Origin of the sequence: Kitasatospora sp. NPDC051164, from assembly GCF_044455625.1 — a bacterium.
Lineage (GTDB): Bacteria > Actinomycetota > Actinomycetes > Streptomycetales > Streptomycetaceae > Kitasatospora.
In genome coordinates, this window is the sequence record NZ_JBITFB010000005.1 from 101,104 (window position 1) to 125,012 (window position 23,909).

A 23,909-nucleotide genomic window follows, 5' to 3' on the forward strand; every position below is an offset into this window, starting at 1 on the left:
GCACCGAGCGATCCGCTCCGGACGGGCCTCACCGCCCCCGAGCAGGAACGGTGCCGAACCACGCGAGCGACGTGTCCCCGAAACCAACGGCCTTCCGAGGGCCTGGTTCCGCGTGCTCGCAACCCCCTCCGAAAGGAAATTCATGACCTTCCGTAACGAGACCGCCGCTGCCACCACCACTGCCACTCCGAAGCGCCGCAACCGCGTCCGGATGGCTCTGATGGCCGGGGCGCTCACCGCCCTGCCCGTGGCCGGCCTCGTCACGGCCACCGGTGCCTCCGCTGCGCCGGCCACCGTCTGGGACAAGGTCGCCTCCTGCGAGGCCACCGGCAACTGGGCCATCAACTCCGGCAACGGCTTCTACGGCGGCCTCCAGTTCACCTCCAGCACCTGGGCGGCCTTCGGCGGCACCTCCTTCGCCCCGCGCGCCGACCTGGCCACCAAGGACCAGCAGATCTCCGTCGGCGAGAAGGTCCTCGCGGCCCAGGGCCCGGGCGCCTGGCCGATCTGCTCCGTCAAGGCCGGTCTGAGCAAGTAAGACCCCCACGAAGCCGCCGCACCCCCTGCCGGGTGCGGCGGCTTCGTCATGCCATCAGCCCCGTCCGCGGTCGGTGATCTGCCAAGCCGACGATCCCGTCGGGCCGGCGATCTGCCTGGCCGGTGATCTTCCTGGCCGACGATCCCGTCAGGCGGACCGGGGCGGGAGCGGCAGCGGGACGGCGGGCAGGCCGTCGAGGCTGGTGCCGACGAGCGGCTTGCCCTCGCAGTAGGCGCCGAACCCCTCCTCGCCCTTGCGTTCGAAGTACTGGGCGTGCAGGTCGCGATCGGCGCGGTAGTCCATGAACGGCACCGCGTACCCGCAGGAGTCGCTGACCCGCTCGGCCCTGACCAGCACGATCGCCCGCAGGGCCGACCCGTCCGCAGCGGGGTCGAAGTGGCCGAGCAGCTCGGCGAAGCGCGGGTCGTCACGGAAGATCGCCTCGCCCCGACCGTGCACCCGCACCACGGTCGGCGGTCCCTCGAAGGAGCACCACATCAGGGTGATCCGGCCGTTCTCCCGCAGATGGGCGACGGTCTCGGCCTGCGAACCGCCGAAGTCCAGGTAGGCGAGGGTGAGTTCGTCGATCACCGCAAGCGTTCCCGAGCGACCCTTGGGCGAGAGGTTGACGTGCCCGTCGGCGGCCAGCGGGGCCGTGGCGACGAAGTAGACCGGCTGGCTCTCGATGAACCGGCGCAGCCGACCTTCGATGCGTTCGTACTGCTTTCCCATGGGCGCGAGTATGCCCGCATCTCGACTGGCAAGAAAGGAAGATCCACTCCCCGAGACGCCCCGGAGCTGTCGACGGTGCGCCTAGGATAGCTCGTACACATGTCACCCGCCCGGCCGAGCACGGGAGTTGAGATGGCCCGGAGCACCCTCCCGACAACCCCTCCGGAGACGGTCCTCGGCACGCCCGCCGAGCCCCTGCGCCGGTACGTCCTCGGCTACCGCGGCTACCGGCTGGACCTGCGGCAGCCGCGCCGCCGGCTGGAGGTGCCGACGGACGTCGTCACGGTCGCACTCGCCTTCGAGGGCACCATGCGCCTCGTCGACGCCGTCTCCCCCGCGCCCGCCACCTCCTTCGGATCGGTCGCGGCCGGACTGCGCCGCACCGCGACGATCGCCGAACACACGGGCGTCCTGCACGGGTTGGCCGTCTCGCTCACCCCGCAGGGCGCGTTCCGGGCGTTCGGTCCGCTGGCCGGCGACCTCGGCGGGCAGTGGGCCGAGGCGGGCGATGTCCTGGGCCCGCGGCTGCGGGCGCTCACCGATCGGCTCGCCCACACCCCGAGCTGGCCGGCCCGGTTCGCCATGCTCGACGGGTACTTCGCCGCACTGTTCGCGTACGGCCCGGACTGGGAACCGTCCGTCCGCTGGGCCTGGCACCAACTGCGGCGCTCGCACGGGCAGGTGCCGATCCACACCCTGGTCGAGGGCACCGGCTGGAGCCGCCGCCGGCTGGAACTACGCTTCCGCGAGCACCTCGGCGTGGCCCCCAAGCAGGCCGCCGGGATCCTCCGCCTCCAGCGCACCCTCGGTGCCCTGGCCGCCCGGGAGGGCCGCTCCACCGGCGCCGACCTCGCCGCGCTCTGCGGCTACTACGACCAGTCCCACCTCGACCGCAGCTTCCGCGGCATGGTCGGCTGCTCACCGCGCGAGTTCCTGGCCTCGCGGAGCGGCGCCGCCACCCTGCCGGAGCCCACCGACCGGGTGGCGGGACGGGTGACCAGCGCCGTCCTCGACGTCGGCGCCGCGTAGGGCCGACGCCGCGTAGGCGGACTCAGCGTAGAGCGGACGCCGCGTACGCGGACTCGCTTTCGGACCGCGTGCGCATTCGTACAAGACGCACGGCGGCCCCGACCGGCACCTTCGAATGGCCCGGCCGGTACAGGGGACCGGCCGGTCACGGCGCGCGGACGGGGCCGGGGCTCAGGTCGGAAATCGGCCGAGCCCGGTCACCGCGTCATGTCCTGACGTCAGGACGCTGCGTCAGGTCACCACGTGAGGTCACTGCTTCATGTAGACGCCGTCCATGAATTCGATGATCTGCTGGTCCGTCAGCCGCTGGCCGTTGCGGTGGCCCATCGCCAGGTCGGCCTCGCTGATCATGCCCACCAGCCGCTCGCCGTCGATCACGGGGATGCGCCGGATCTGGTGCTGCTCCATCTTGCGCAGCACCGCGTCCATGCTGTCGTCGGCGCGCACGCAGTGCAGGTGGCCGGACAGGTCCATGGCCGTCATCGTGGCCGGGTCCTTGCCCTCGGCGATACAGCGCAGCACGATGTCGCGGTCGGTGATGATGCCCTTGAGCTTCTGGTCGTCGCCGCAGATCGGCAACGCACCCACGTTCTTGTCGCGCATCATTCTCGCGGCCTCGGCCAGCGTCTGGTGGGCGCCGATGCACTGGGCGCCGGTGTGCATGATGTCTCGGGCAGTGGTCACGGGGACTCCTTCGTCGGTGATTCCCCCCGCTTCCCCCCGGGTGGCGCTCCCCCGCGCGCTCGGCTCGGGCGCGAACGGGGTGACCGCGCCCTCACCATAAGCAACACCGCGCGGGTCCGCGACCGCGCCAGGGGACCGCTTCCACCTGCGGGAGCGGTTCCGGCGCAAGACCGGGCTCACCCGGAGGCGGCGACGTTTCGAGACGTCCAAGGCGGGGCGGGCGGGGCGGCCGCAGAGTGGAGGCGTAGCGGAATCCCGCACCTTCCCTGACCGGTCCCGAGGAGAGAGCCATGGACGCCACCGAGACCCCCGCCCCGCAGGTCTGGCCCAGCCTGCGGGCCACCGACGCCCGGGCGCTGATCCGCTTCCTGGCCGAGGCCTTCGGCTTCCAGGAGGTCGTCGCCTACGGTGAGGGCGATTTCGTCGCCCACGCCGAACTGGCCTGGCCCGAGGGCGGCGGCGTGATGCTCGGCTCGGACCGTGAGACGCCCGACGGCGCCTCGCCCTGGCCCGGCAAGCCCGGCAGCTTCACCGCGTACGTGGTCACCGCCGATCCGGACGCCGTGCACGCCCGCGCGGTGGCCGCCGGCGCCCGGATCACCACCGCGCCGTACGACACGGACTACGGCTCGCGCGACTTCGCCGCCGCCGACCCGGAGGGCAACCGCTGGTACTTCGGCACCTATCCGGGCGCGCCCCGTCCGGCCGTGGGGTGACGCGGTGCCCACGCCGGTGGACCGGCTGCGGGCGCTCTGCCTGGCGCTGCCGGAGGTCGAGGAGCGGGTCAGCCACGGGGAGCCGACCTGGTTCGCGGGCTCCGGCCGCCGGGCCCGGGTGTTCGTGATGCTCTCCGACCACCACCACGACGACCGCCTCGGTTTCTGGTGCGCGGCGCCCGGCGGCGCGCAGGAACGCATGACCGGCGAGGACCCCGACCGCTACTTCCGGCCGCCGTACGTGGGTCACCGGGGCTGGCTGGGCGTGTACCTCGACGGGCCGGCGCCGGACTGGGCCCGGATCGAGGACCTGGTCGCGGACGCCCACGCGCTGGTCGGCCCGGGGCGGTAGCCCCCACCCGCGCGCCCGGGGCCCGCGCACCGCACGGGCCCCGGGCGGGCGCCGCCGAAGCGGGGCAGACTGGCTGCGGGGGCCACCCAACCGGAGGCTTCGGAGCCGCACCGTGCCGCAGATGACGGTGGACGGGCGCACTCTCGCCCTCTCCCACCTCGACAAGGTGTACTACCCGCGCACCGGCACCCTCAAGGGCGAGGTGCTGCGCTACTACGCCGCCGTCCACACCGCCCTGCTCCCCCACCTGCGGGATCGGCCCGTGTCCTTCCTGCGCTGCCCGGACGGCGTCGAGGCGGAGGTCTTCGTCGCCAAGAACCCGCCCCCGGGCACCCCGGACTGGGTGCGCACCGTCGAGGTCCCGAGCAACACCGGCGAGCTGTGGCAGGTGGTGCTGGAGGACGGCGCGGCGCTGTTGTCCGTCGCCAACCTGGGCTGCCTGGAGCTGCACGTCCCGCAGTGGCACGCGGCCGCGCCCGCGCTCGCCGACCGGCTCGTCCTGGACCTCGACCCCGGCGAGGGCGCGGACGTCCTCACCTGCCGGGCGGTCGCGCTGCTGCTGCGCGAACGGCTGGCGGCGGACGACCTCACCGCCTGGGTGAAGACCTCCGGCTCCAAGGGCCTGCACCTGCTGGTCCCGATCGAGCCCACGCCCAGCACCCGGGTCTCCGCCTACGCGAAGGAGCTGGCCGCAGCTCTGGAGGCCGAGCACCCGGAGCTGGCGGTGCACACCATGGCGAAGGCCCGGCGCCGGGGGCGGGTACTGGTCGACTGGTCGCAGAACAACGCCAAGAAGACCACTGCGGCGCCGTACACCCTGCGGGCCCGGCCGCTGCCGACGGTCTCCACCCCGCTGTCCTGGGCCGAGTTGGAGCGGGCGGGCGGCGAGCAGGACCTGACGTTCACGCTCGCCGAGGTCCCCGACCGGCTGGCCGCCCACGGCGACCTATTCGCCCCGCTGCTGGACCCGGACCGGGCCCGCCCGCTGCCGTCCGCTCCCTCGACGGCGGCGCCGCAGCAGCCGCAGGCCCGGGAGTCGTCGCGCCGGCAGGCACGGCAGGTCCTGCAGCCGCCCGTCGAGGTGATGCGCCCCGCCGCCGTCACCGCCGTACCGCCCGCCGACGGGCTGGGCGGCGGTGGCGTGCAGTACGAACTGAAACTGGACGGCTTCCGCTGCATCGCCTTCGCCCGCGGCGATCGGCCGCCGGTCCTGCAGTCCCGCACCGGCCGCGACCTCGCCCCCGAGTTCCCGCCGATCGCCGCCGCCGTCGCCCGGCTGCCCGAGGGGCTGGTCCTGGACGCCGAACTGGTCGCCTGGCGCGGCGGCCGGTTCGCCTTCGGCGAGCTGCTGCGCACCCGCCAGGCCCGCGCCGCCGCCCCGGACGTCGCGCTCGGCCTGATCGCCTTCGACCTGCTGGCCCTGCCCGGCCGCGACGTCCGCCGGCTCCCGCTCACCGACCGCCGCCGCCTGCTGCTCGCCGCCCTGGCCGACGTCCCGCCGCCGATCCAGCCGGTGATGGCGACCACCGACCGGACGGAGGCGCTGGAGTGGATGGAACAGCTCGCCGACACCGGGGTGGAGGGCCTGGTCTGCAAGGCCGCCGGCGCCCCCTACCGACCGCGCGGCGCCGGGCACGCCTGGGTCAAGTACCGCCGCAGCGACACCCTCGACGCGACCGTCCGCGCCGTCACCGGCCCGGCCGCCCGCCCGCACGCGCTGATCCTCCGGCTCGACGACGGCCGCGTCTTCCTGACGACGCCCCGGCTCACCCCCGTCCAGTCCCGCGAGGTCGCCGACGTCGCCCGCCCCCTCCTCGGCCCGGCCACCACCGACCCCGACCACGGCCCGGTCCACCCCCTGACCGGCCCGCTGCACGCCGAAATCACCCTCACCGGCCGCCCGCCCACCGCCACCTTCGTCCGCCTCCGGGGCGACTGACGCCACCCCCGTGCCGACGGTGGCCTCCCGTACGATCCGCACGCGCTACGTGCGCCGCTTCGCCGTCGCGTGGGCGAACTCCGTCACGAACGCGTCCTCGAACTGCGGCAGGTCGCCCGGTTTGCGGCTGGTGACGAGCGGGCCGGGGCCGTCGTGGCAGACGTGGACCGGTTCGTCGACCCAGTGGGCGCCCGCGTTGACCAGGTCGGTGCGCAGGCTGGGCCAGGAGGTCAGGGTGCGGCCGCGGACGGCGTCGGCCTCGATGAGGGTCCAGGCCGCGTGGCAGATCGCCGCGACCGGGCGGCCGGCGGCGCAGAGGGCGTGCACGAAGGCGACCGCCGGGCGGTCGAGCCGCAGGTGGTCGGGGTTGGCGACGCCGCCGGGCAGGATCAGGCCGTCGTAGCCGGCCGGGTCCGCCTCGGCGACCAGGGCGTCCACGGCGAAGGTGTCGCCCGGGGCGCGGTGCCGCACGGCCTGGATCCGCCCCTCGGCGGTGGACAGCAGGCGCGGGATGCCGCCGGACTCGGCGACCGCCTGCCAGGGGGAGGTCAGTTCGGCCTGCTCGACACCGTACGGCGCGACCAGGAAGGCGATCGTCCGGCCGGTGAGCGTGGTGGACGGCCAGCCCATGGGATCGGCCGCTCAGCGCGGGTGGGGGGCGGTCAGGTCGACCGCGGCGGGCGGGGCGGAACTGAGCCTGGCGCGCGGGCAGTCGAGGTGGACGGCGCGTTCGAGGTGGTCGACCCGGGCGGCCAGGCCGACCGGGACGAGCACGCGGGTGCCCGGCACCCACGGCGCGGCGTCGACCAGCAGGTGGTCCCCGGTGTCCTGCTCGACCCGCCCGACCGGGCCGTCGGTGGCCTGCACCTCGTACCCGACCAGGCCGAGGTCGGCGGCGGGATGGGAGCCCGGACGGTGCTCCCACAGGACGGTACTCATGCGCCCACCTCACTCCGCTCACTCATCGCGGCTCACCCATCGGGGCTCACCCATCGCGACTCGCTCATCGCGTCACGCCTCCGGCCGGTCCCAGGGCCGCCGTTCGCGGCGTTCGCGGGGCTCCTCCGGCGCGGCCGTCTCGGCCCGGCCCGCCCGGGAGGCGCTGCGCCGGCGCAGCAGCTCCGAGGTGGCGACCGCGGCCGCCACGGTTGCCGCCCAGACCACCCCGAGCGCGGCCAGCACCGCCGTGGTCGGGGTCCGTACGCCCACGCTGAGGCAGATCGCCGTCATCACCAGAGCGGTCAGCACCACCCCCGCCGTCACCCGGTGCCCGACGGCGCGGAGCACGCGCCGGACCCGGCTGGGCCGCTTGGCGCCCATCGTGCTCAGCTTCCGGTCGAGCCGTGTGTCCTGGCGCAGATCGGACTCGATCTCCTCGAGGAGCCGCCGCTCCCAACCGCTCAAAGCGGGTCCGTCCATCTCGGTCACCTCCGACACTTCCGGTGACGTGCTCGCACCCGGGCGATTTCCCGGTGCGGGCCGGCGCTAACCGTTCCGGGCACCGCCTGTTCCGGCACCCACGGGGCCGAAGGCCCGGGGACGGGCGAGCAGGCTGTCGTCCAGGACGCGCAGCAGGGCGGCGGCATCGCGGTGGACCTCGGCCGCACCCGCCGCCCGCAGCTCCGGACCGGCGTCCCCGCCGGCCTCCAGGGCGACGCACGGCACCCCGACCCGCCGCGCCGCCCGAACCTCGCGCACGCTCCCGGCGACGGCCACGGCGTGCGAGGGGCCGCCGTCCACCAGCTCCAGTGCCGCCCGCAACGGATCGACCCCGGGGGCGGCCACGGTCAGGGCCGGGGCCCCGACGGGCCCGGGCCCGGTCAGCACGACCGTCCAGCCCCGGGCGGCGCACTCGCGCAGCAGCTCGGCACCACCGGGCAGCGCGGGCCGCCAGTCGGTACCGAAGAGAGCCGCCGAGATCACCGTCATGGCCACCGCTTCCGTTTGCAGGCCACGCACCGTACGCGCCCTTCCAGGTTAGGCCGCTCACCCGTCCGGCGCGCTGCCTGCCGGGCGGGAACTTCCCGGCGGCAACCACGAGGGCTCAGCTCGTCGCGGCCACGCCCGCCAGGAAGTCGGTGACGAGCCGGGCGAGTTCGGCGGGGCGCTCCTCGGGGACGAGGTGGCCGCAGCCCGACAGGATGACCCCCTGCGCGTCCGGGGCGAGGCGGCGGACGAAGTCGATCATGTGCTGTCCCAGGGAGCGCTCCCCGGCGACGGCCAGCACGGGGATGTCGAGCGGCACCCGGGCGGCGTCGCGGACCTGTTCGGCACTGACCCAGGTGTTGACGTAGTACTCGCAGCTGGAACGCACCGCGTCGTCGTCGCCGTACGCCTTCAGGTAGACCGCGATGTCGTCCTCGGTGAGCGAGCCGGGGGTCGTCCGGGCCATCTGGGTGAGGATCCAGGTGAAGAAGGTGGTCTGCGCACCGCCGCCGATGAGCTGCTGCGGGAGCCCGGGCGTCGCGAGGAACGGGAAGAACCACAGCGGGTTCCAGGACTGGGAGAAGTTCAGCAGCTCCTCGCCGCCGGCGCCGGGGATGCTCGCCTCCAGCGCGGTGAACGAGCGCACCCGGTCGCGGTCGGTGGCCGCCAGGTGGTAGCCGATCGGGGTGCCCCAGTCGTGTCCGACGACGTGCGCACTGCCGACGCCGAGGCGGTCGAGCAGGCAGCGGACGTCGGCGGCCGCGGTGGCCACGTCGTAGCCGTCGGCGGGGCGCTCGGTCTCGCCCCACCCGCGCAGGTCCGGGGCGATCACCAGGTGCCGCTCCGCCAGCACCGGGATCAGGTGGCGCCACTCGTACCAGGTCTGGGGCCAGCCGTGGAGCAGGACCACCGGGTCCCCGGCGCCGGCGGAGACCCAGTGCATCCGTATCCCGTTGACCTCGCCGTGGTGGTGCTGAAGTGCCATCGACCGTTCCTCACGTTCCGTCAGAAGCCATAGGAGCGCCAGTGATCATAGGCTCTTCCGCCGCTCCCGGTCAGCCGAGATCCGGGTCCGGGTCCGTCGCCAGCCGGGCGTGCAGGTGTTCGTCCTGGTAGTCGCGCCCGTCGAAGCGCCACGAGGCGCGCAGGGTGCCCTCGTACGGGAAGCCGGCGCGCTCCGCGACCCGGCAGGAGCGGTCGTTGCCGACGGCGTGGAACAGCTCGATGCGCCGGGCGTCGGCGGCCTCGACGGCCCAGCGGGTGACGGCGGTGGTGGCGCGGGTGGCCAGGCCGCGGCCCCGGGCGGCGGCAAGCAGCCAGTAGCCGACCATGGCGACGCCGTCGGCCTGGTTGGTCCACCGCAGGAAGGCGTTGCCGAGGAGGGTGCCGTGGGCGGCGTCGGTGACGGCGAAGGCGGCCATGGTGCCGTCCGCCCAGTGGGTGTCGCAGCGGTCGAGGTAGGCCTCGGCGGCGGCGGGATCGGTGACGCCCAACGGGTTCCAGCGGGCGATGTCCGGGTCCGTCGACGCGGCGACGAGTGCGGGGACGACGCCGCCGGACAGGTCGAGGGCGCTTCCCCAGGGGCGCAGCAGGGCGTCGCCGACGTCGAGGACGGCGGGCCGGAAGACGCGCCGGTCGGCGGGGGTTTGGGCCGTGGGGGCGCCGGTGGGGGTGTCGCTGGTGGTCATCCGGCCTTCCTACCCCCGGTCCGCCGCGCCTGCCAGCGAATAATCCGGTGGCGGTGGTGGTGGCGTCCGCTGGCGGTGGCGGCGGCGTCCGGTGACCAGAGGGGCTGGTCACCGGGCGCGGCCGTCCGTGAAGCCGGGGTCAGATTCGGGCGAGGTACCCGTTGTCGACCAGCCACATCACGTTCAGCTTGGTCGGGCCACCGGGCACCAGGGCCGCGTCGAGCTGGTACTGCAGGCCCCAGCCGGGCTGGTTGAACCACGGCGCGATCGGGCCGGCGTGCACCTTGAACGGCTTGACGACCTTGTAGTCGTGGTAGTTGCAGGCGGCCGGCGGGTTGCCGTCCAGGCTCTGCGGCGGGATCGCGCGGTCGGCGTAGGGCAGGCCCTCGGGGGCGAGGAAGGCGCCGTACTCGCTGCCGTAGCGGTCGATGTTCTGGTTGGGGTAGAGCGTGAGGTCGAACTCGACCGGGCTGCCGTCGGGCAGGGTCACGTAGCCGTCGGCGGGCGGGTAGATCCAGCCGCCCTTGCCGCCGTTGGCGGCCGGGTCGTAGTACTTCGCGAGGAAGGCCTGGTCGCTCGCGCCGCCGGTGCGCTGGTAGCCGACGAGCTGGCGGCCGACCGGGCCGGCGGTCGGGAGGTCCTGCGGGCCGAGGCGCGCGTCGTCGTGGAAGAAGGCGGCCGAGCACTGGTCGGACGGGGTGGCCGCCCGCCCGGTGGCGGCGGCCGTGTCTGCGGTGGCCGTGGCGGCGGCGGCCGGGATGCTCGGGGCGAGCACGGCGGCGGCTGCGGCAAGGGGCGTGACGAGCAGGCGAAGGCGAAGGCGCACGGTGTCTCCGTCATGGGGGTCAATGGGTCATGCGGAGAGGCGCTTCAGTCACCCTCCGTGTCCGGACGGGTACCAGGCAAGCGGATCTGCTGATCATTCGTCAACACGACTTGGCGGAAACCGTGCTGGATTCCCCGGTTTCGTCCAAGCCGGGACACGGGACCGCTCACTCGAAAGAATGAGCGGTCCGGCTCGGTTCCGCTCACCGCCCCGGCGCGACCCGCCCGATCAGGTGGAGCAGCCGGTCGAGGGAGTCCTTGGAGTTGGGCTCGGTCAGGTTGACCATGAGCCGGAACGCCACCTTCAGCAGCGCCGGGTGGCCGAGTCCGGTGGCCCCGGCGGCACCGAGCAGCTTGGGACGGCCGAGCAGGTCGGCGGCCAGCCGGCCGAGCGCGAAGTAGCCGGCGTAGGCGGAGCGCAGCGCCTGCGGGTAGGCGCGCAGGGCGAGTTCGCGGCCGCGGTCGGTGCGGCGGGCGAGGGCCTGGACGATGGTCTCGGCGGCGTAGCGGCCGGATTCCATCGCGTAGGCGATGCCCTCGCCGGTGCCCGGGCTGACCGTGCCGCCGGCGTCGCCGATGAGCAACAGGCCGTCCGCGTAGTGCGGTTGGCGGTTGAGGCCCATCGGGAGAGCGGCACCGCGGATCGGCTCGGTGACGCCGTCGGGGGTGTAGCCGTACCCGGGCGGCAGGTCCTCGCACCAGCGGCGCAGCAGTTCCCGCCAGTCCACGTCGGTCTTGGCGGTGTTGAGGACGCCGAGGCCGACGTTGGCGGTGCCGTCGCCCATGCCGAACACCCAGGCGTAGCCGGGCAGCAGGCGTCGGGCCGGGTCGTTGGGGTCGCGCAGGTCGAGCCAGGCCTCCAGGTAGCGGTCCTCGTGGCGCGGGGTGGTGAAGTACGTCCGGTAGGCGACGCCCATCGCGCGGTCGGTGCGACGGTAGCGCTTCATGGCGACGGACAGCCGCGTGGAGTTGCCGTCGGCGGCGACCACGATCGGGGCCCGGTAGGCGACGGGCCGGCGGTCCTCGCCCAGCTTGGCGGTGACGCCGGTGATCCGGCCGGTCCGCTCGTCCACCACGGGGCCCGCGACATTGGCGCGTTCGATCAACCGGGCGCCGCAGGAGGCGGCCTTCTGTGCGAGCAGGTGGTCGAAGTCGGCGCGGCGGCGGACCAGGCCGAACCCGGGGAAGGCGGAGAGCTCGGGCCAGTCGAACTCGATCGAGCGCCGGCCGGAGATCAGCCGCAGGCCCCGGTTGTGCAGCCAGCCGGCTTCCTCGGAGACGTCGATGCCGAGGTCGGTCAGCTGCTTGACGACGCGCGGGGTGAGGCCGTCGCCGCAGACCTTCTCGCGCGGGAAGGCGGACTTCTCCAGCAGCAGGACGTCCAGGCCGGTCCGGGCGAGGTGGGCGGCGGCGGTGGAGCCGGCCGGGCCGGCACCGACCACGATGACGTCGGCACTCTCCTCGGCGGTCTGCTCTGGGCCGGGCATCGCACTCTCCCACGGGTCGGATCGGCTGCACGCGCAACGGAATCAGCGGACTGGGCGGTTCCAGACGGACGATAGAGAAACCTGGAGCCCGCACGCCGCCCCGACACGCAGGCCGGGCCCGAGGACCGGTCAATACCGGCCACCTCGGCATCGCAGGTTCACCCGCCGGGTCGGGGAGCGGAGTTGACCGCCACCGATCGCCGCCGACCACCTGCACCGGCCTGAGCGCACACGAAATCACGACAACCGGGTGATCGGATCGTTGTAACGAACTAGTCGGACTAACCGTCCACAGCGATGCATTTCGGCCAAACCTCCCTTGCGTCACGTTTCTCTCTGCGGGAACTTTTGTGCCCCTCCCGTCGTACGGCACCGGCTCCCGCCGAACGGCCGACCAGAGGCTCCCTCCCACCGCGCAGGCTCGTCCGGCCTGCCGAACCCGATGGAACTAGCCATGCGCATCCGCTCCACCGCCGCACGCTCCCTGGTGGCCGTCCCGACCGCCGCCGCCCTGATGCTGCTCGCCCCCGCCGCCGCGCACGCCACCGCCGGCGGCAAGGGCGGCGCCCCCGGCAACAACGGCACCGTCAAGATCCACGACGCCGCCACCGGCCAGGAGGACGTCCGCAACGAGCCCAAGGTCTGCAGCTTCTACCTGGACTCATTCGGCTTCGACGCCAACCAGGACGTGATCTGGGCGATCACCACCGTCGGCGGCGGCCCCACGGAGAAGCTCGTCGCGTACGGCGACCTCCCGGTCGACGGCCACGGCCACGTCCGCACCGAGGACATCCACCTGCCGGACGGCCACTACAAGCTGTACTGGCAGTCCGTCGAGCTGGTCAACGGCGAGCTGCCGCAGGGCACGAAGCTCAACAACCCCAAGCACAAGGTCTTCAAGGTCGACTGCGGCGGCCAGACCCCGGCCCCGACCGGCAAGCCCTCGCCGACCGTGACGCCGACCCCCACCAAGACCCCGTCCACCGGCCCGACCAGCGTGCCGACCACGCCGTCGCACAGCCCGTCGGCTCCGGCCTCGCCGACCGCGAGCGCCACCCCGAAGCCGTCCGGGACCCCGACCACCCCGGCGCCCACCACGCCTGCGCCCACCGCCCCGGCGACCGGCGCGCCCACCGACGAGCCGACCGGCGCCCCCACCGACATCCCGAGCCCGGGCCCGTCGAACCCGCCGACCGCCACCGTGCCGGTGCACACCCCCACCACCGACACCCCGGTCAACCCGGACGAGCCGCTGACCCTGCCCACCAAGGTCAGCGTCCCCACCCCGATCCCGGGTGCCCCCTCGGACGGCAAGAAGCTGGCCAGCACCGGTAGCGACGGCACCCTGCTGTACGCGGGCGCCGGCACCGTCCTGCTGCTCGCGGGCGCGGGCACGGTGGTCTACACGCGCCGCCGCCGCACCTCCTCCTGAGGCACCGGACTGCCGAGGCACCGGGCCCGCCCGAGGCGCTGACCGCGCCTCGGGCACCCGCCTCGGGCACCCGCCGCGTCTGAGCCGCGGCATCACGGAGCCCCTGGCCCCGCGGGCAGTCGCGGGTCCGGGGGCTCCGTGTCGTACGACGGCACCCGTGTCCCCGGGGGGGCACGGCCGACGGTGCCGTCGCCGACGAGGGCCCCCGGCCACGGGGGTGAAACCGGCGGCCCTCATCCCGGTCTACGGGCGGCCCGCCGTCCCGGGTTCACCACCGGCACCACGAACCTCACCAGAGCTGCCTGACCCACCCGACCCGTCTGACCCGTCTGACCCGCCAGGCCCCGACCCCCGGAACGCCGGAAGCCCCTGGCCGCACGGGGGAACGGGCCAGGGACTTCCACCTGGGACTACGGCTGACCCACCCTCACGGGTTCACCGCCGGCACCACGTACCGCTGGGTGGTGGAGAACTGCGGGCCCGGCGAGCTGGTGGTGAAGGTCGGCAGTACCAGGCTGAGGGTCGCGAGGGTGGCGATGCAGGCGAGCGCGGCGCCGGTGCCCTCGGCGTTGAAGACGGCGGTGCGGTACTTGACCGCGGTGACCAGGATGGACAGGCCGAGGATGCCGTTGCAGGTGATCATCACGGCGGCGAACACGGTGTCCCGGGCCAGGGTGGAGGACTTGTCCCCGCCGTCGGCCATCAGCGTCACGATCAGCGCGACCTCGATCACGGTGACCGCCACCGCGAGCACCAGGGATCCGAACGGCTCCCCCGACCAGTGCGCGATGACCTCGGCGTGGTGCACGGCGGACAGTACGGCGGCCACCAGGAAGCACGCGACCACGCCCACCACCCAGCCGGGCAGGTCCTTGTGCCAGGTCAGGACGAGCACGACGAACGACACCACCGGAACGACGACGGTCCATTGCGCGGCGCCCGCGCGGAGCTTCGTGATCATGCCGCCGAGGATCCCAGACCTGGCGCCCGTCACCCGAGTGCCCGCGCCGGGATACGTGGGGGTGGGGGTATGGCACAACTGATCCCGGTTTGCGCGTTCACCCGCCGTAGTCGGCAAGGTACTGAAGCACCTTGTCGACATGGGCCCGCACCCGGTCCGGGACGCCCCCGGTCGCCTCCACGGTCTTGTCGCTGGTCCGGTAGGCGGCCGTGACCAGGGCCGGCAGGTCGCGGGTGAAGCCGCCGCGCTTGAGCTGCTGGTCGAGCCAGCAGACGTAGTTGCCCATCGCGGCGATCGCGTCGCCCGGGTCGAAGTACGACTTCGGGCCGGGGTGGGTGGCCGCCTTGGCCCAGGCCTCGAAGACGCCGGGCGTCCACATGGCGATGCCGTACTCGCCGGTCTCCGGGCGGGCGGCGTTCGGGTCGAAGCCGCTCTCGGCCTTCAGCATCGCGGCCAGCAGCACCGGGGTGACCTCCGGCTCAGGGCAGCGCCGGGCCGCGTTCAGGATCATGTCCCGGTAGGCGACCGGGACGTCCGAGCCCGCCGGGATCGCGCCGGGCAGCGGGGGCGGGGCCGACAGCGGGGGCGGAGCGGGCAGCCGGGCGCGGTGGGCGCCCGGCCCGGCGGGCTCAGGACCACCGGTCAGCGCGAGGGCGGCGAGCGCGCAGGCCAGCAGGCCCGCCCCGGCCCGTACGGCGGCGCGGCGGTGCCGGGCCGGCGGGGCGGTGGCCCGGGCGACCAGCGCGGCGAGGTCGGCGCGGGCCCGTTCCTCCTGCCCGGGGGCGAGGCAGGCGGTGACCACGGGACGCCATCGCGCGGGCAGTGCCGCGTCCAGCCGGAGCGGCGCCGCGCCGCGCGCGTACGCCTGGGCGGCCAGCGAACGGGCCCGGGCGGTGGCGCCGAGGAAGGGGTGCGGACCGCCGGTGAGCAGTTGGTGGGCGATCACCCCGTAGGCCCAGACGTCGGCGCTGGGGCGCACCGCGACACCGCGCGCGCCGGTGCGCTGGGACCACCACTCGGGCGGGACGTGGTCGGGCGAGCCGAGCGGCGGGGCGTAGGCGTGGGTGCCCTCCAGCTCCGCGGTGAGGCCGAAGTCGGCGATCTTGGCGGTGCCGTCGGGCATCAGGAGGATATTGGCCGGTTTCAGGTCCCCGTGCACCCAGCCGACCCGGTGCATGTGGGTCAGCCCGGCGCAGACCTCGGCGAGGATCCGCTCGGCACCGGGCACCGCGCCGCCGGGACGGGCGACGGCCAGCAGGTCCTGCAGACTGCGGGCGGCGCGCTCCATCACCAGGGCGACGGCACCGTCCAGGCCCGGGTGGTCCGGGTCCTCGACGGTGACCACGGCGAAGGTGCGGATCAGGTGCGGGTGGTCGGCGCGGCGGCTGAAGCGCTGCTCGCTGCGGGCCATCCGGGCCACGGTCCGCCGCTGGCCGGGGCTGAACCGGGCGGCGCCGAGGAGCTTGACGGCGACCGGGGTGCCGTCCGGGCCCTCGGCGGCGTGGACGCTGCCCCAGGCGCCCGCGCCGAGGAAGGCGCCGAGGCGGTAGCCGGCGATCGGGTAGCCGTCCGGGACCTCGAAGGGCGGGCCGTCCGGCGACGGGTCTTGCGGCGACCGGCCTTCCGGCGAAGGGTCGTCCGGTCGGTGGTGGCCGGGGGGCAGTCCCTTCGGCGGCTCCGGATCGGGCCCGGCGTCGGGCCCGGCGTCGGGCGTCACGGCCGGGCGGCCGCGCGCCGGGGCGGGAGCAGGGCCAGGTGCTCCTCCCGGACGAGGTCGAACTTCAGTGCCAGGGCTGCGAGTTCCTCGCGCTTGCCGCCGCCCGGGCCCTCCTCGTACGGCTCGCGCAGCCGCAGCTTGGTCTCCACCAGGTAGTCGATGTGGTAGTTCACCGCCGAGCGGGTCAGCCCGTGGCAGGAGGGCAGGGCGCGCAGCCGGGCCAGCACCTCGGTCACCCCGGGGACGGCGGCGGAGGAGGGCGAGCGCAGCCGGGGCTCGCAGAGCGCGAGCAGCACGAGGAAGTACTTGGCGGTCGGGTCCAGGGCGAAGGGGCTGACGGTGTGTTCGCCGTCGGCGCCGCCGGGACGGCCGTCCAGGTAGGCGTGCTGCGGGGCGAAGACCTTGAAGGAGGCGGGTTCGCCGAGCGCGGGCAGCAGCACGCGGGAGAGCTCGAAGGGCACGGGCGCGCCGAGCCGGCCGGGGGCGACCTTGATGTGCTCCCCCGCGCCCTCCAGGTTCTCCACGACGTAGGTCGCGGAGGCGCTGAAGTTGGACAGCCGCCAGTAGTCCTCGGCCGCGACCACCTCGCCCGCGCGGCGGGAGACGCCCTGGTCGGGCAGCGGGATGGCGACCGGTCGGCCGGGCTCGCCGCGCCCGAACACCGCGGCCTCGCCCGGGCCCATCCGCACCAGCGCGGGCGCTTCGCCGGGCGCCATCTCGGGCCCCGGACCGGGAAGTTGCACGATGACCGTGTCCACGCAGCCACCTCCGTGGGATCGGGTCGATGGTATCCGCCCGATTCGCCCCGTCGGCAATCCGCCACCCGGACGAGTGAAGGGACACCGCCAACGCCGCAACGCCGCCAACGCCCCAACGCCGTCCGGCTCGCCCGGAGTTGCCGTCCGCCCACGGGAGGAGCGCCCTTCTCCTTCCGGTCGGAGGGTCGGGCCGGTCGGCCGAGGCGGGCCCGGCCGAACGGCGCTGCGTACACGGCGAGCAAAAGAGCGATCCAAGGGTTGGTCAAGGCGGCGGCGCCGGCGTACGGCACCATCGGCATCCGGATCAAACGCGGTCCTCCCGGGCACCGCGGACACGGCCTGCGTCCGGCCGCCGGGCATCCCGGACGCGGCCTGGGCGCAGTTCAAGAAGGCCTACGGGCCGTTGAACGTCGGGGGCTTGGAACGGATGGCCGAGCCGGAGGAGATCGCGCGCGCGATCCTGGCGCTGACCTCGGACGATTTCGGGTACCGGACCGGCGCTTCGGTGCCGCTGGACGGCGGGGCCACGGCCGGACGCCGGATGGTGCTGCCGCCCACGAACTGATCGCCCGCCAGGCCGTGGGTCGTCCGGATATCGAACACTCGGCGAAATGATTGCGGTATGTAGTTGAACGGTCACCATGAGTGTGACGCAACGCACACACGCGGCGTTCACAATGTGTGCAACACTCATCCCAAGGAGTGAGATTCCCTTAATTTCCAAGGAGGTTCGCATCATGCGCACTCGGATCGCAGCTGTGATGATGACGGCGGCAGGGATCGCCGGGCTGACGGCAGGACCGGCCATGGCCGCCACGGCAACGTCCGAGACCGACACCGTGGCCTGCACCACGGTGCTCAACCGCCCCTGCATCTCGCACCAGGCCGACGGCGAGGGCGTCGTCGGCGTCGCCCAGGTCACCGCCGACCCGACCCAGTTGACGGTCGTCAGGGTCGAGGTCCGCACCCAGGCCGCCTGGGGCAGCCCATGGGAGACCGCCGCCTCGGCCACCACCGTGCGGATCGGCTCCGCCAAGGCCGTCACCCCGCGCGTCGTCACCACCGACCTGCGCATCATCTGCGCCACCGCCGGCCCGGCGCTGGACGCGGCCAAGCAGGTCACCACCTGTACCAACCCGTTCTGATCACGGGGCCGGCCGCCGGGACCCCCGTTCCCGGCGGCCGCCCTGCCAGTTCGGCCATCCCGGTCGCACCGCCCCTCGGCCCTCGACCCTTCCGGGCACACCGCCCCCGACCAGGCCTCGGGTGGACCTGGGGCACCCGTTCACGGCAAACTGGTCTAGACCTCGGAGGTCTAGACCTCATACGCGCCTCAGAACGGTGGACCCAGTATGGAAATCGTGATCGTCCCAGACGCCCCAGCGGCCGGCGAACTCATCGCCGCGGCGATCACCGATCTGCTGACCGACAAGCCCGACGCCCTGCTCGGCGTGGCGACCGGCTCGACCCCGCTGCCGATCTACCAGGCCCTCGCCGCGCGGGTCGGCGACGGCCGACTGGACGCCTCCCGGGCGCGCATCTGCCAGTTGGACGAGTACGTCGGCCTGCCTGCCGGCCACCCGGAGTCCTACCGCTCGGTGGTGCTGCGCGAGGTCGTGGAGCCGCTCGGCCTGACCGAGGGCTCCTTCCTGGGCCCGGACGGCAACGCGACGGACATCGCCGCGGCGGCCGCCGCCTACGACCGCGCGCTGGCCGAGGCCGGCGGCGTCGACCTCCAGCTTCTCGGCATCGGCACGGACGGCCACATCGGCTTCAACGAGCCCTGCTCCTCGCTGGCCTCCCGGACTCGGATCAAGACCCTGACCCGGCAGACCCGCGAGGACAACGCGCGCTTCTTCGACAGCATCGACGAGGTCCCGCACCACGTCATCACCCAGGGCATCGGCACCATCCTGGAGGCCCGCCACCTGGTGCTGCTCGCCACCGGCGAGGCCAAGGCCGAGGCCGTCGCCCTCTCCGTCGAGGGCCCGCTGTGCGCCGCCGTCCCCGCCTCGGCGCTCCAGCTGCACCCGCACGCCACCGTGGTGGTCGACGAGGCCGCCGCCGCCCGCCTCAAGCTCGCCGACTACTTCCGCGACACCTACGCGGCCAAGCCGGCCTGGCAGAAGCTCTGAGCACTCCCGCGGCGCAGCCGTGACGGCCGGGGCGCCGGCCACCGATCCCCTCGGTGGCCGGCGCCCCGGCCTCGTCGTGTCGGCGGGTGCCGGAGTGCGCCGGGTGCCGGAGTGCGCCGGTCAGCGCTTGCGGAGCCAGGCGGCGAAGGCATCCAGGGCCGGGCCCGGGTCGCGGCGGCCGAGGCCGATGCGGAAGCGGTCGGTCGGGGTGGGGGTCAGCTCGGAGCGGAAGATGCTCGCGGGCAGCAGGATGACACCCGCCTGTTCGACCAGCCCCGTGCAGAAGTCCTCCACGCCGTCCGCCCCGATGTAGCGCGGGAAGGCGACGCAGCCGCCGTCCGGGGCGCGCCACTCGAAGAGGTCGGCGAACTCGGCGAAGAAGGCGTCGAAGAGCGGCAGGTTCTCGGCGATGATGCCGCGGTTGCGCGCCAGGATCCGCTCCCGGGCGGTGATCGCGATCCGGGCCAGCACCTCGCTCGGTGCCGAGTTGCAGATCGTGGTGTAGTGCTTGGCCCGTTCCAGGCGGGCGCGCAGCTCCTTGTCCCGGCAGGCGATCCAGCCGATCCGCAGGCCGGGAAGGCCGAGCGACTTGGACGTGACGTTGAGGGAGAGGGCCCGCTCGGAGAGGTCGGCGGCCTGCGGCAGGGTGCGAGCCGGGTCGCGCTCCAGGCCGCGGTAGACCTCGTCCGAGAAGACCCGGATACCGCGCTCGTCGCAGATGTCGACGAGCCGGGCGAAGTCGGCGGCGTCGATCACCGCGCCGGTGGGGTTGTTGGGGAAGTTGACCGACAGCACCCTGGTGTTGGGGCGCAGCGCCGCCTCGACCGCGTCGAGGTCGAGCGCCCAGTCCTGCCGCTCGTCCAGGGCGACGCCGGTGACCTCGCACAGGGAGAGCGGGATGGTCTCGGCGGACTGGTAGTTGGGGGTCACCACGACCGCGTGGTCGTCCGGTTCGAGCAGCACCCGCATGGCGAGGTTGAGCCCCTCCTGGGCGCCGCCGAAGCAGAGCACGTCGTCCGCGTCGACCCGCTCGTACATCCCGGCGATCGCCCGGCGCAGCCCGGGGTCGCCGAAGGTCTCGGTGTAGCCGAGGGCGAGGGTGTCCCAGGCCTCGCGGTCCTCGGGGCCGGCCAGGGCGAGCAGCTCGGCCATCGTCATGGTCTGGGCGTCGGAGGCGGTGAGGTGGTGGGGGGCGGTGAACTCCCAGCGCGAGAGGTGGGTTTCGAGGCGGAATTCGGGGAGCTGGGGCATGGGGGGCTGTTCCTTCCTGAGGCCCGTGGGGCTGCGGGGCCTACGGGTCCTGCTGTCCTACGGGGCTGCGAGGCCTGTGGGGCTCACGGGCCTGCGGGGTGCTTGAGCTCGGCGAGCAGGCTGTAGGCGGTCGAGCGGGAGATCCGCAGCGCGGTGGCGACGACGGGGACGGCGCGTCGGACGGCGAACACCCCGGCCTGGTCGAGTTCGTGCAGCACGGCGAGCCGGTCCTCGCGGGTGAAGCGCTCCAGCGGGCGGCCCTGCGCGCGGACGTGGGCGCCGATGACGTCGTTCATCCGCTCGGTCCAGTCGCGTTCGAAGAGCGGTTCGGGGCGCGGCGCGGTGGGGGCGGCGAAGCCGGCCAGGAGGGCGGCGGCCTGTTCGAGCGGGCCTCGGTCGAGGTTGACGCAGAGCACCGCCGAGGGCCGTCCGGCGTCGTCGCGCAGTACGGCGCTGACAGAGGAGAGCCGGCGGCCGTCGGGCAGCGACTTCTCGTACGGGCCGTAGACGTCGGGGGCTGAGGGGTCGACCTCGTCGAGCTCGCCGAGCATCGACGGGTCGCCCGGGGCGCGGGGGGTCATCGGGTTCCAGATGGCGAGGACCCGGTCGGTGGCGGGGTCGTGCAGCACCACCTCGGCGTACGGGCCGAGCAGCAGGGCGACCGCACGGCAGACCGGGGCGAAGATCCGGACGCGCGGATCGGTGTTCTCCGAGGGCATGTCTGGACTGTACGTCCAGATCGGACACTTAGTCCAGCACCGCCGACGGCCGAGGCCCTGCCGGAACGTTCCGGCACGGCCTCGGCGCGCAGGTGAGCGGCAGGTCCTACGTGCAGGTGATCGACAGCCCGAGGACGGAGGAGCAGCTGCGGGTGTCCCGGCTGGTGCCGGGCGACGGGTCGGCGGGCGCGCCGGCGGAGCGGGCCACGGTGACGTCCCAGCTGCGGACCAGCGAGAACAGGCCGACCTTGATCGAGAAGTGCCGGGTGGCGGTCGCGCCCTTGGCGAGCGGTGCGGCCAGCGTGCAGGTGAGCTTCCCGGCGGCAATGGCGCAGTCGGTGGAGGTCGCGGTCAGCCCGGCGGGCAGGTCGGCGGCGACGGTGGCCGCGGTGATCGGGTCGGGCCCCTGGTTGGCGAGGGTGATCGTGTAGTCGACCCGGCTGGCGAGCAGCTGGGTCACCGGGGTCGCGGTGAGCGCGACGCCCAGGTGGGCGCTGGGCGCGGTGTAGGTGAACCGGTCGGCGGCGACGGCCGCGCTGGTGCCGCCGGGCGTGGTGACCTGGACGTCCACCGGACCGGTCACGGTGGTGGCGGGGGCGGTCGCGGTGCAGCGGGTCTTGGTGCAGCCGAACGAGGTGGCCGCGCCGGCCGCGCCGAAGGTCACCGCGGTGGCGCCGTTCAGGTCGGTGCCGGTGACGGTCACCGTGGTGCCGCCCGTCCCGGAGCCGCCGTTCGGGGTGATCGCGGTCACGGCCGGTACGGGCAGCGGGAAGTGCAGCAGCTGGACGGCGCTGCCGGTGAAGTCGGCGAGGTAGCCGTCCCGCCCGTCGGCGGCCAGCGCCAGGGTGTACGGGCTCGCGCCCACCGGGACGGTCGCGGTGACGGTCCGGCTCGCGGTGTCCACCACGCTCAGCGTGTTGTCGGCGTAGTTGGACACGTACGCGGCCGAGCCGTCCGGGGCGACGGTGACGGCGTACGGGCCGGCGCCGACCGGGACGGTGCCGAGGACCGTGTTCGCCGCGGTGTCGATCACGGCGGCCGTGCTGTCGTCGCCGTCGGCCACCCAGAGACGGCTGCCGTCCGGGCTGAGCGCGAGGCCGAAGGCGCTGTGGCCGACGGGAACGGTGGCGCTCACCGCGCTGCCCGCGGTGTCGACGACGTTCACCGCCTTGTCGCCGGAGGCCCCGACGTACAGCCGCTTGCCGTCCGCCGAGACGGCCAGCCCGTGCGGCTCGGCGCCGACCGGGACGGTCGCGGTCACCGTGTTGGACGAAGTGTCCAGCACGCTCACGGTGTTGGCGGCGGCGTTGCTCACATAGGCGCGCGAGCCGTCCGGCGAGAGGGCGAGTCCCCAGGGCTGGGTGCCGACCGGGACGGTCGCGGTGACGGTGTGGCTCGCGGTGTCCACGACGCTGACCGTGTTGTCCAGGTGATGCGTCAGGTAGGCGCGGTGCCCGTCAGGCGAGAGGGCGACCGCGTAGGAGCCGGTGCCGGCGGTGAAGCTGCCGCTCACGGTGTTGCTCGCGGTGTCCAGCACGCTGACGGTGCCGCTGCTCTGGCTGGTCACGTAGGCGTGGCGGCCGTCCGGCGCGAGGGCGAGGCCCGCCGGGTAGGGCGCCACCGGCACCTGGGCGGTGACGGTCGGCGGCGGTGCGGCGGCCTGGGCGGTGGCGGGCTGGGACAGCAGTGCGGCCGTGGCCGCGGCTATCGCGGTCACGGCCGTCAGGGTCCGGCGGGGGGCTCGGCATGTTCTCACGGTCTCTCCAAGCGGTAGGCGATACGGGCGGTGCTGCTGGGCCGCTGGGCCGCGGGTCACGTGTGGTACGTCACCTGCGGGTGGGCGATGTGGGCCGCACGGGCACCACGCGAGGGGCGGCCCGGGGCCGCACGAAGCGTAGAAGCCACCCTGACTGCCCGTCAGGGAGTGACAACTAATGTCGCCAACTGTTCAGATTCGACCGGTTCACCGGGGCGACCCCCGGGCCGAACGGTTCAGGATCTGCCCGACGGTGCCCGGCAGATCCGCCAGTACGTGCTCGTAGAAGAGACATCCACTACGAGGTGTTCGGCCCGGACCTGCGGCTCGGCGCCTGACCGGTTGCTCGGGACCTGACCTCCGGTTCCCGCACCCGACTTCGGGCGCAGGAGCGCGAGTTCCCACCACGGCACCGGTCCGCTCGATACGATCACGAGCGGTCCGGTACCCGATCACGAGCGGGCCGGTGCCGTACGACCGGAGGGAGGCCGGATGCGGGTCGCGCTGTTCGCCACCTGCGTCAACGACGCGCTGTATCCCGCCACCGCGATCGCCACCGTGCGGCTGCTGGAACGCCTCGGCGTGACGGTGGACTTCCCCGCCGGGCAGACCTGCTGCGGGCAGCCGCAGTACAACACCGGCTACCGGAAGGGCTGCGAACCGCTGGTGCGGCGCACGGCCCGGGCCTTCGCCGGATACGACCACGTGGTCACGCCCTCGGGTTCCTGCGTGGCGATGGTCCGCGACAACTACCCGCGGATCGGCACCCGGGCCGCCGCCGACGGCCGCGGCACCGAACTGGCAGACCTCGCCGCCGACTTGGCGCCCCGGGTGTACGAGCTCACCGAGTTCCTGACCGACGTGCTCGGCGTCGAGGACGTCGGCGCGTACTTCCCGCACACCGTCACCTACCACCCCTCCTGCCACGGCCTGCGGCTGCTCGGCCTGGGCGAGCGGCCGCGCCGACTGCTGCGCGCCGTCCGGGCGTTGGAGCTGGTCGAGCTGCCCGGCGCCGAGGAGTGCTGCGGCTTCGGCGGCACCTTCGCGGTCAAGAACGCGGCGGTGTCGGCCGCCATGGCCGCCGACAAGGTCGCGAACGCCCTCGGCACCGGCGCCCGGGTGCTGTGCGGCGCCGACAACTCCTGCCTGCTGCACCTCGACGGCACGCTGCGCCGCCGGGGCGAGACGCTGCGCCCGCTGCACCTGGCGGAGGTCCTGGCCAGCACCGAGGAACACCCCTGGAGGCCCGCGTGACGCAAGCGTT

24 protein-coding genes and 3 pseudogenes are annotated in these 23,909 nt (G+C 74.0%); 11 read left to right on the plus strand and 16 right to left on the minus strand.

Annotated features, from left to right (window positions below; genetic code table 11):
• Nucleotides 1-142: 142 nt before the first annotated feature.
• Nucleotides 143-535: pseudogene (locus ACIBEC_RS09610) on the plus strand (transglycosylase family protein); the annotation flags it as partial.
• A gap of 150 nt (nt 536-685) precedes the next feature.
• Here ACIBEC_RS09610 and ACIBEC_RS09615 read toward each other — a convergent pair.
• Nucleotides 686-1,270 carry a pyridoxamine 5'-phosphate oxidase family protein gene (locus ACIBEC_RS09615; protein WP_360494081.1) on the minus strand — a complete coding sequence of 195 codons (585 nt, stop codon included), beginning with the start codon at nt 1,268-1,270 and terminating at the stop codon, nt 686-688.
• A 132-nt stretch (nt 1,271-1,402) separates the two neighbouring features.
• On the opposite strand from ACIBEC_RS09615, the gene ACIBEC_RS09620 reads away from it, so the two are divergent.
• The gene (locus ACIBEC_RS09620) at nt 1,403-2,299 is read left to right on the plus strand and encodes a helix-turn-helix domain-containing protein (protein WP_360494078.1); all 897 of its coding nucleotides are present in this window, start codon (nt 1,403-1,405) and stop codon (nt 2,297-2,299) included.
• 249 nt (nt 2,300-2,548) lie between these two features.
• Here ACIBEC_RS09620 and ACIBEC_RS09625 read toward each other — a convergent pair whose 3' ends face one another.
• Complete coding sequence (locus ACIBEC_RS09625) at nt 2,549-2,983, minus strand: CBS domain-containing protein (protein WP_360494075.1); 435 nt, start codon at nt 2,981-2,983, stop codon at nt 2,549-2,551.
• Between the two features lie 290 nt (nt 2,984-3,273).
• On the opposite strand from ACIBEC_RS09625, the gene ACIBEC_RS09630 reads away from it, so the two are divergent.
• The 4 genes and pseudogenes from ACIBEC_RS09630 to ACIBEC_RS09645 all read left to right on the plus strand — a co-directional run bounded on the left by ACIBEC_RS09630 (nt 3,274) and on the right by ACIBEC_RS09645 (nt 5,990).
• Entirely contained in the window at nt 3,274-3,699 is a 426-nt protein-coding gene (locus ACIBEC_RS09630; RefSeq protein WP_360494072.1) for a VOC family protein, read from the plus strand.
• Between the two features lie 4 nt (nt 3,700-3,703).
• Complete coding sequence (locus tag ACIBEC_RS09635) at nt 3,704-4,051, plus strand: MmcQ/YjbR family DNA-binding protein (protein WP_360494069.1); 348 nt, start codon at nt 3,704-3,706, stop codon at nt 4,049-4,051.
• A 121-nt stretch (nt 4,052-4,172) separates the two neighbouring features.
• Nucleotides 4,173-5,042: pseudogene (gene ligD / locus ACIBEC_RS09640) on the plus strand (non-homologous end-joining DNA ligase); the annotation flags it as partial.
• A gap of 93 nt (nt 5,043-5,135) precedes the next feature.
• Nucleotides 5,136-5,990 carry a DNA ligase gene (locus ACIBEC_RS09645; RefSeq protein WP_360494176.1) on the plus strand — a complete coding sequence of 285 codons (855 nt, stop codon included), beginning with the start codon at nt 5,136-5,138 and terminating at the stop codon, nt 5,988-5,990.
• Between the two features lie 45 nt (nt 5,991-6,035).
• On the opposite strand, the gene ACIBEC_RS09650 is transcribed toward ACIBEC_RS09645, so the two are convergent.
• From ACIBEC_RS09650 to ACIBEC_RS09685, 8 genes are all read right to left on the minus strand, one after another.
• Entirely contained in the window at nt 6,036-6,620 is a 585-nt protein-coding gene (locus tag ACIBEC_RS09650; RefSeq protein ID WP_360494066.1) for a type 1 glutamine amidotransferase domain-containing protein, read from the minus strand.
• A gap of 12 nt (nt 6,621-6,632) precedes the next feature.
• Nucleotides 6,633-6,929, minus strand: coding sequence for a PRC-barrel domain containing protein (locus tag ACIBEC_RS09655; protein WP_360494063.1), 297 nt, complete (start codon nt 6,927-6,929; stop codon nt 6,633-6,635).
• Between the two features lie 72 nt (nt 6,930-7,001).
• Nucleotides 7,002-7,409, minus strand: a complete 408-nt coding sequence (locus tag ACIBEC_RS09660; RefSeq protein WP_360494060.1) for a DUF3040 domain-containing protein — start codon at nt 7,407-7,409, stop codon at nt 7,002-7,004.
• 66 nt (nt 7,410-7,475) lie between these two features.
• Entirely contained in the window at nt 7,476-7,919 is a 444-nt protein-coding gene (locus tag ACIBEC_RS09665; protein ID WP_360494057.1) for a hypothetical protein, read from the minus strand.
• 115 nt (nt 7,920-8,034) lie between these two features.
• A complete protein-coding gene (locus tag ACIBEC_RS09670; protein ID WP_360494054.1) occupies nt 8,035-8,901 on the minus strand; it encodes an alpha/beta fold hydrolase in 867 nt (288 codons plus the stop codon).
• 70 nt (nt 8,902-8,971) lie between these two features.
• On the minus strand, nt 8,972-9,604 hold the full coding sequence (locus ACIBEC_RS09675) for a GNAT family N-acetyltransferase (protein ID WP_360494052.1): 633 nt from the start codon (nt 9,602-9,604) through the stop codon (nt 8,972-8,974).
• Nucleotides 9,605-9,743: 139 nt separating this feature from the next.
• Entirely contained in the window at nt 9,744-10,430 is a 687-nt protein-coding gene (locus ACIBEC_RS09680) for a TNT domain-containing protein (RefSeq protein ID WP_360494049.1), read from the minus strand.
• A 202-nt stretch (nt 10,431-10,632) separates the two neighbouring features.
• Entirely contained in the window at nt 10,633-11,916 is a 1,284-nt protein-coding gene (locus tag ACIBEC_RS09685; protein WP_360494047.1) for a geranylgeranyl reductase family protein, read from the minus strand.
• Nucleotides 11,917-12,370: 454 nt separating this feature from the next.
• On the opposite strand from ACIBEC_RS09685, the gene ACIBEC_RS09690 reads away from it, so the two are divergent.
• Nucleotides 12,371-13,348 carry an LPXTG cell wall anchor domain-containing protein gene (locus ACIBEC_RS09690; protein ID WP_360494044.1) on the plus strand — a complete coding sequence of 326 codons (978 nt, stop codon included), beginning with the start codon at nt 12,371-12,373 and terminating at the stop codon, nt 13,346-13,348.
• A 457-nt stretch (nt 13,349-13,805) separates the two neighbouring features.
• On the opposite strand, the pseudogene ACIBEC_RS09695 reads toward ACIBEC_RS09690, so the two are convergent.
• From ACIBEC_RS09695 to ACIBEC_RS09705, 3 genes and pseudogenes are all read right to left on the minus strand, one after another.
• Nucleotides 13,806-14,309: pseudogene (locus ACIBEC_RS09695) on the minus strand (ionic transporter y4hA); the annotation flags it as partial.
• A 97-nt stretch (nt 14,310-14,406) separates the two neighbouring features.
• Nucleotides 14,407-16,026: a serine/threonine-protein kinase gene (locus tag ACIBEC_RS09700; protein WP_360494041.1), complete on the minus strand. Its 1,620-nt coding sequence runs from the start codon at nt 16,024-16,026 to the stop codon at nt 14,407-14,409.
• Entirely contained in the window at nt 16,023-16,784 is a 762-nt protein-coding gene (locus ACIBEC_RS09705) for a serine/threonine protein kinase (protein ID WP_360494038.1), read from the minus strand. Before ACIBEC_RS09705 ends, ACIBEC_RS09700 begins: the two co-directional genes overlap by 4 nt.
• Here ACIBEC_RS09705 and ACIBEC_RS09710 point away from each other — a divergent pair.
• From ACIBEC_RS09710 to ACIBEC_RS09720, 3 genes are all read left to right on the plus strand, one after another.
• The gene (locus ACIBEC_RS09710; RefSeq protein WP_360494035.1) at nt 16,771-17,349 is read left to right on the plus strand and encodes an SDR family oxidoreductase; all 579 of its coding nucleotides are present in this window, start codon (nt 16,771-16,773) and stop codon (nt 17,347-17,349) included. The two genes, ACIBEC_RS09705 and ACIBEC_RS09710, sit on opposite strands and share 14 nt — an antisense overlap.
• A gap of 172 nt (nt 17,350-17,521) precedes the next feature.
• Nucleotides 17,522-17,929 (plus strand): hypothetical protein, encoded by a 408-nt coding sequence (locus tag ACIBEC_RS09715; RefSeq protein WP_360494032.1) that lies wholly within the window; start codon nt 17,522-17,524, stop codon nt 17,927-17,929.
• Nucleotides 17,930-18,136: 207 nt separating this feature from the next.
• The gene (locus ACIBEC_RS09720) at nt 18,137-18,919 is read left to right on the plus strand and encodes a glucosamine-6-phosphate deaminase (RefSeq protein WP_360494029.1); all 783 of its coding nucleotides are present in this window, start codon (nt 18,137-18,139) and stop codon (nt 18,917-18,919) included.
• 120 nt (nt 18,920-19,039) lie between these two features.
• Here the strand turns inward: ACIBEC_RS09720 and ACIBEC_RS09725 are convergent, their stop codons facing one another.
• From ACIBEC_RS09725 to ACIBEC_RS09735, 3 genes are all read right to left on the minus strand, one after another.
• Nucleotides 19,040-20,170 (minus strand): aminotransferase class I/II-fold pyridoxal phosphate-dependent enzyme, encoded by a 1,131-nt coding sequence (locus ACIBEC_RS09725; RefSeq protein WP_360494026.1) that lies wholly within the window; start codon nt 20,168-20,170, stop codon nt 19,040-19,042.
• 83 nt (nt 20,171-20,253) lie between these two features.
• Nucleotides 20,254-20,889 carry a PAS domain-containing protein gene (locus ACIBEC_RS09730; RefSeq protein ID WP_360494023.1) on the minus strand — a complete coding sequence of 212 codons (636 nt, stop codon included), beginning with the start codon at nt 20,887-20,889 and terminating at the stop codon, nt 20,254-20,256.
• Nucleotides 20,890-20,995: 106 nt separating this feature from the next.
• Nucleotides 20,996-22,606, minus strand: a complete 1,611-nt coding sequence (locus ACIBEC_RS09735) for a beta-propeller fold lactonase family protein (RefSeq protein WP_360494020.1) — start codon at nt 22,604-22,606, stop codon at nt 20,996-20,998.
• Between the two features lie 531 nt (nt 22,607-23,137).
• On the opposite strand from ACIBEC_RS09735, the gene ACIBEC_RS09740 reads away from it, so the two are divergent.
• On the plus strand, nt 23,138-23,899 hold the full coding sequence (locus tag ACIBEC_RS09740) for a (Fe-S)-binding protein (protein ID WP_360494017.1): 762 nt from the start codon (nt 23,138-23,140) through the stop codon (nt 23,897-23,899).
• Nucleotides 23,900-23,909: the final 10 nt, after the last annotated feature.

Coding starts and splice junctions, on each gene's coding strand:
- ACIBEC_RS09615 (WP_360494081.1), bottom strand. CDS start 1,270: ATGGGAAAGCAGTACGAACGCATCGAAGGTCGGCTGCGCCGGTTCATC.
- ACIBEC_RS09620 (WP_360494078.1), top strand. CDS start 1,403: ATGGCCCGGAGCACCCTCCCGACAACCCCTCCGGAGACGGTCCTCGGC.
- ACIBEC_RS09630 (WP_360494072.1), top strand. CDS start 3,274: ATGGACGCCACCGAGACCCCCGCCCCGCAGGTCTGGCCCAGCCTGCGG.
- ACIBEC_RS09645 (WP_360494176.1), top strand. CDS start 5,136: ATGCGCCCCGCCGCCGTCACCGCCGTACCGCCCGCCGACGGGCTGGGC.
- ACIBEC_RS09650 (WP_360494066.1), bottom strand. CDS start 6,620: ATGGGCTGGCCGTCCACCACGCTCACCGGCCGGACGATCGCCTTCCTG.
- ACIBEC_RS09655 (WP_360494063.1), bottom strand. CDS start 6,929: ATGAGTACCGTCCTGTGGGAGCACCGTCCGGGCTCCCATCCCGCCGCC.
- ACIBEC_RS09660 (WP_360494060.1), bottom strand. CDS start 7,409: ATGGACGGACCCGCTTTGAGCGGTTGGGAGCGGCGGCTCCTCGAGGAG.
- ACIBEC_RS09665 (WP_360494057.1), bottom strand. CDS start 7,919: ATGACGGTGATCTCGGCGGCTCTCTTCGGTACCGACTGGCGGCCCGCG.
- ACIBEC_RS09670 (WP_360494054.1), bottom strand. CDS start 8,901: ATGGCACTTCAGCACCACCACGGCGAGGTCAACGGGATACGGATGCAC.
- ACIBEC_RS09675 (WP_360494052.1), bottom strand. CDS start 9,604: ATGACCACCAGCGACACCCCCACCGGCGCCCCCACGGCCCAAACCCCC.
- ACIBEC_RS09685 (WP_360494047.1), bottom strand. CDS start 11,916: ATGCCCGGCCCAGAGCAGACCGCCGAGGAGAGTGCCGACGTCATCGTG.
- ACIBEC_RS09690 (WP_360494044.1), top strand. CDS start 12,371: ATGCGCATCCGCTCCACCGCCGCACGCTCCCTGGTGGCCGTCCCGACC.
- ACIBEC_RS09710 (WP_360494035.1), top strand. CDS start 16,771: ATGACCGTGTCCACGCAGCCACCTCCGTGGGATCGGGTCGATGGTATC.
- ACIBEC_RS09715 (WP_360494032.1), top strand. CDS start 17,522: ATGCGCACTCGGATCGCAGCTGTGATGATGACGGCGGCAGGGATCGCC.
- ACIBEC_RS09720 (WP_360494029.1), top strand. CDS start 18,137: ATGGAAATCGTGATCGTCCCAGACGCCCCAGCGGCCGGCGAACTCATC.
- ACIBEC_RS09725 (WP_360494026.1), bottom strand. CDS start 20,170: ATGCCCCAGCTCCCCGAATTCCGCCTCGAAACCCACCTCTCGCGCTGG.
- ACIBEC_RS09730 (WP_360494023.1), bottom strand. CDS start 20,889: ATGCCCTCGGAGAACACCGATCCGCGCGTCCGGATCTTCGCCCCGGTC.
- ACIBEC_RS09740 (WP_360494017.1), top strand. CDS start 23,138: ATGCGGGTCGCGCTGTTCGCCACCTGCGTCAACGACGCGCTGTATCCC.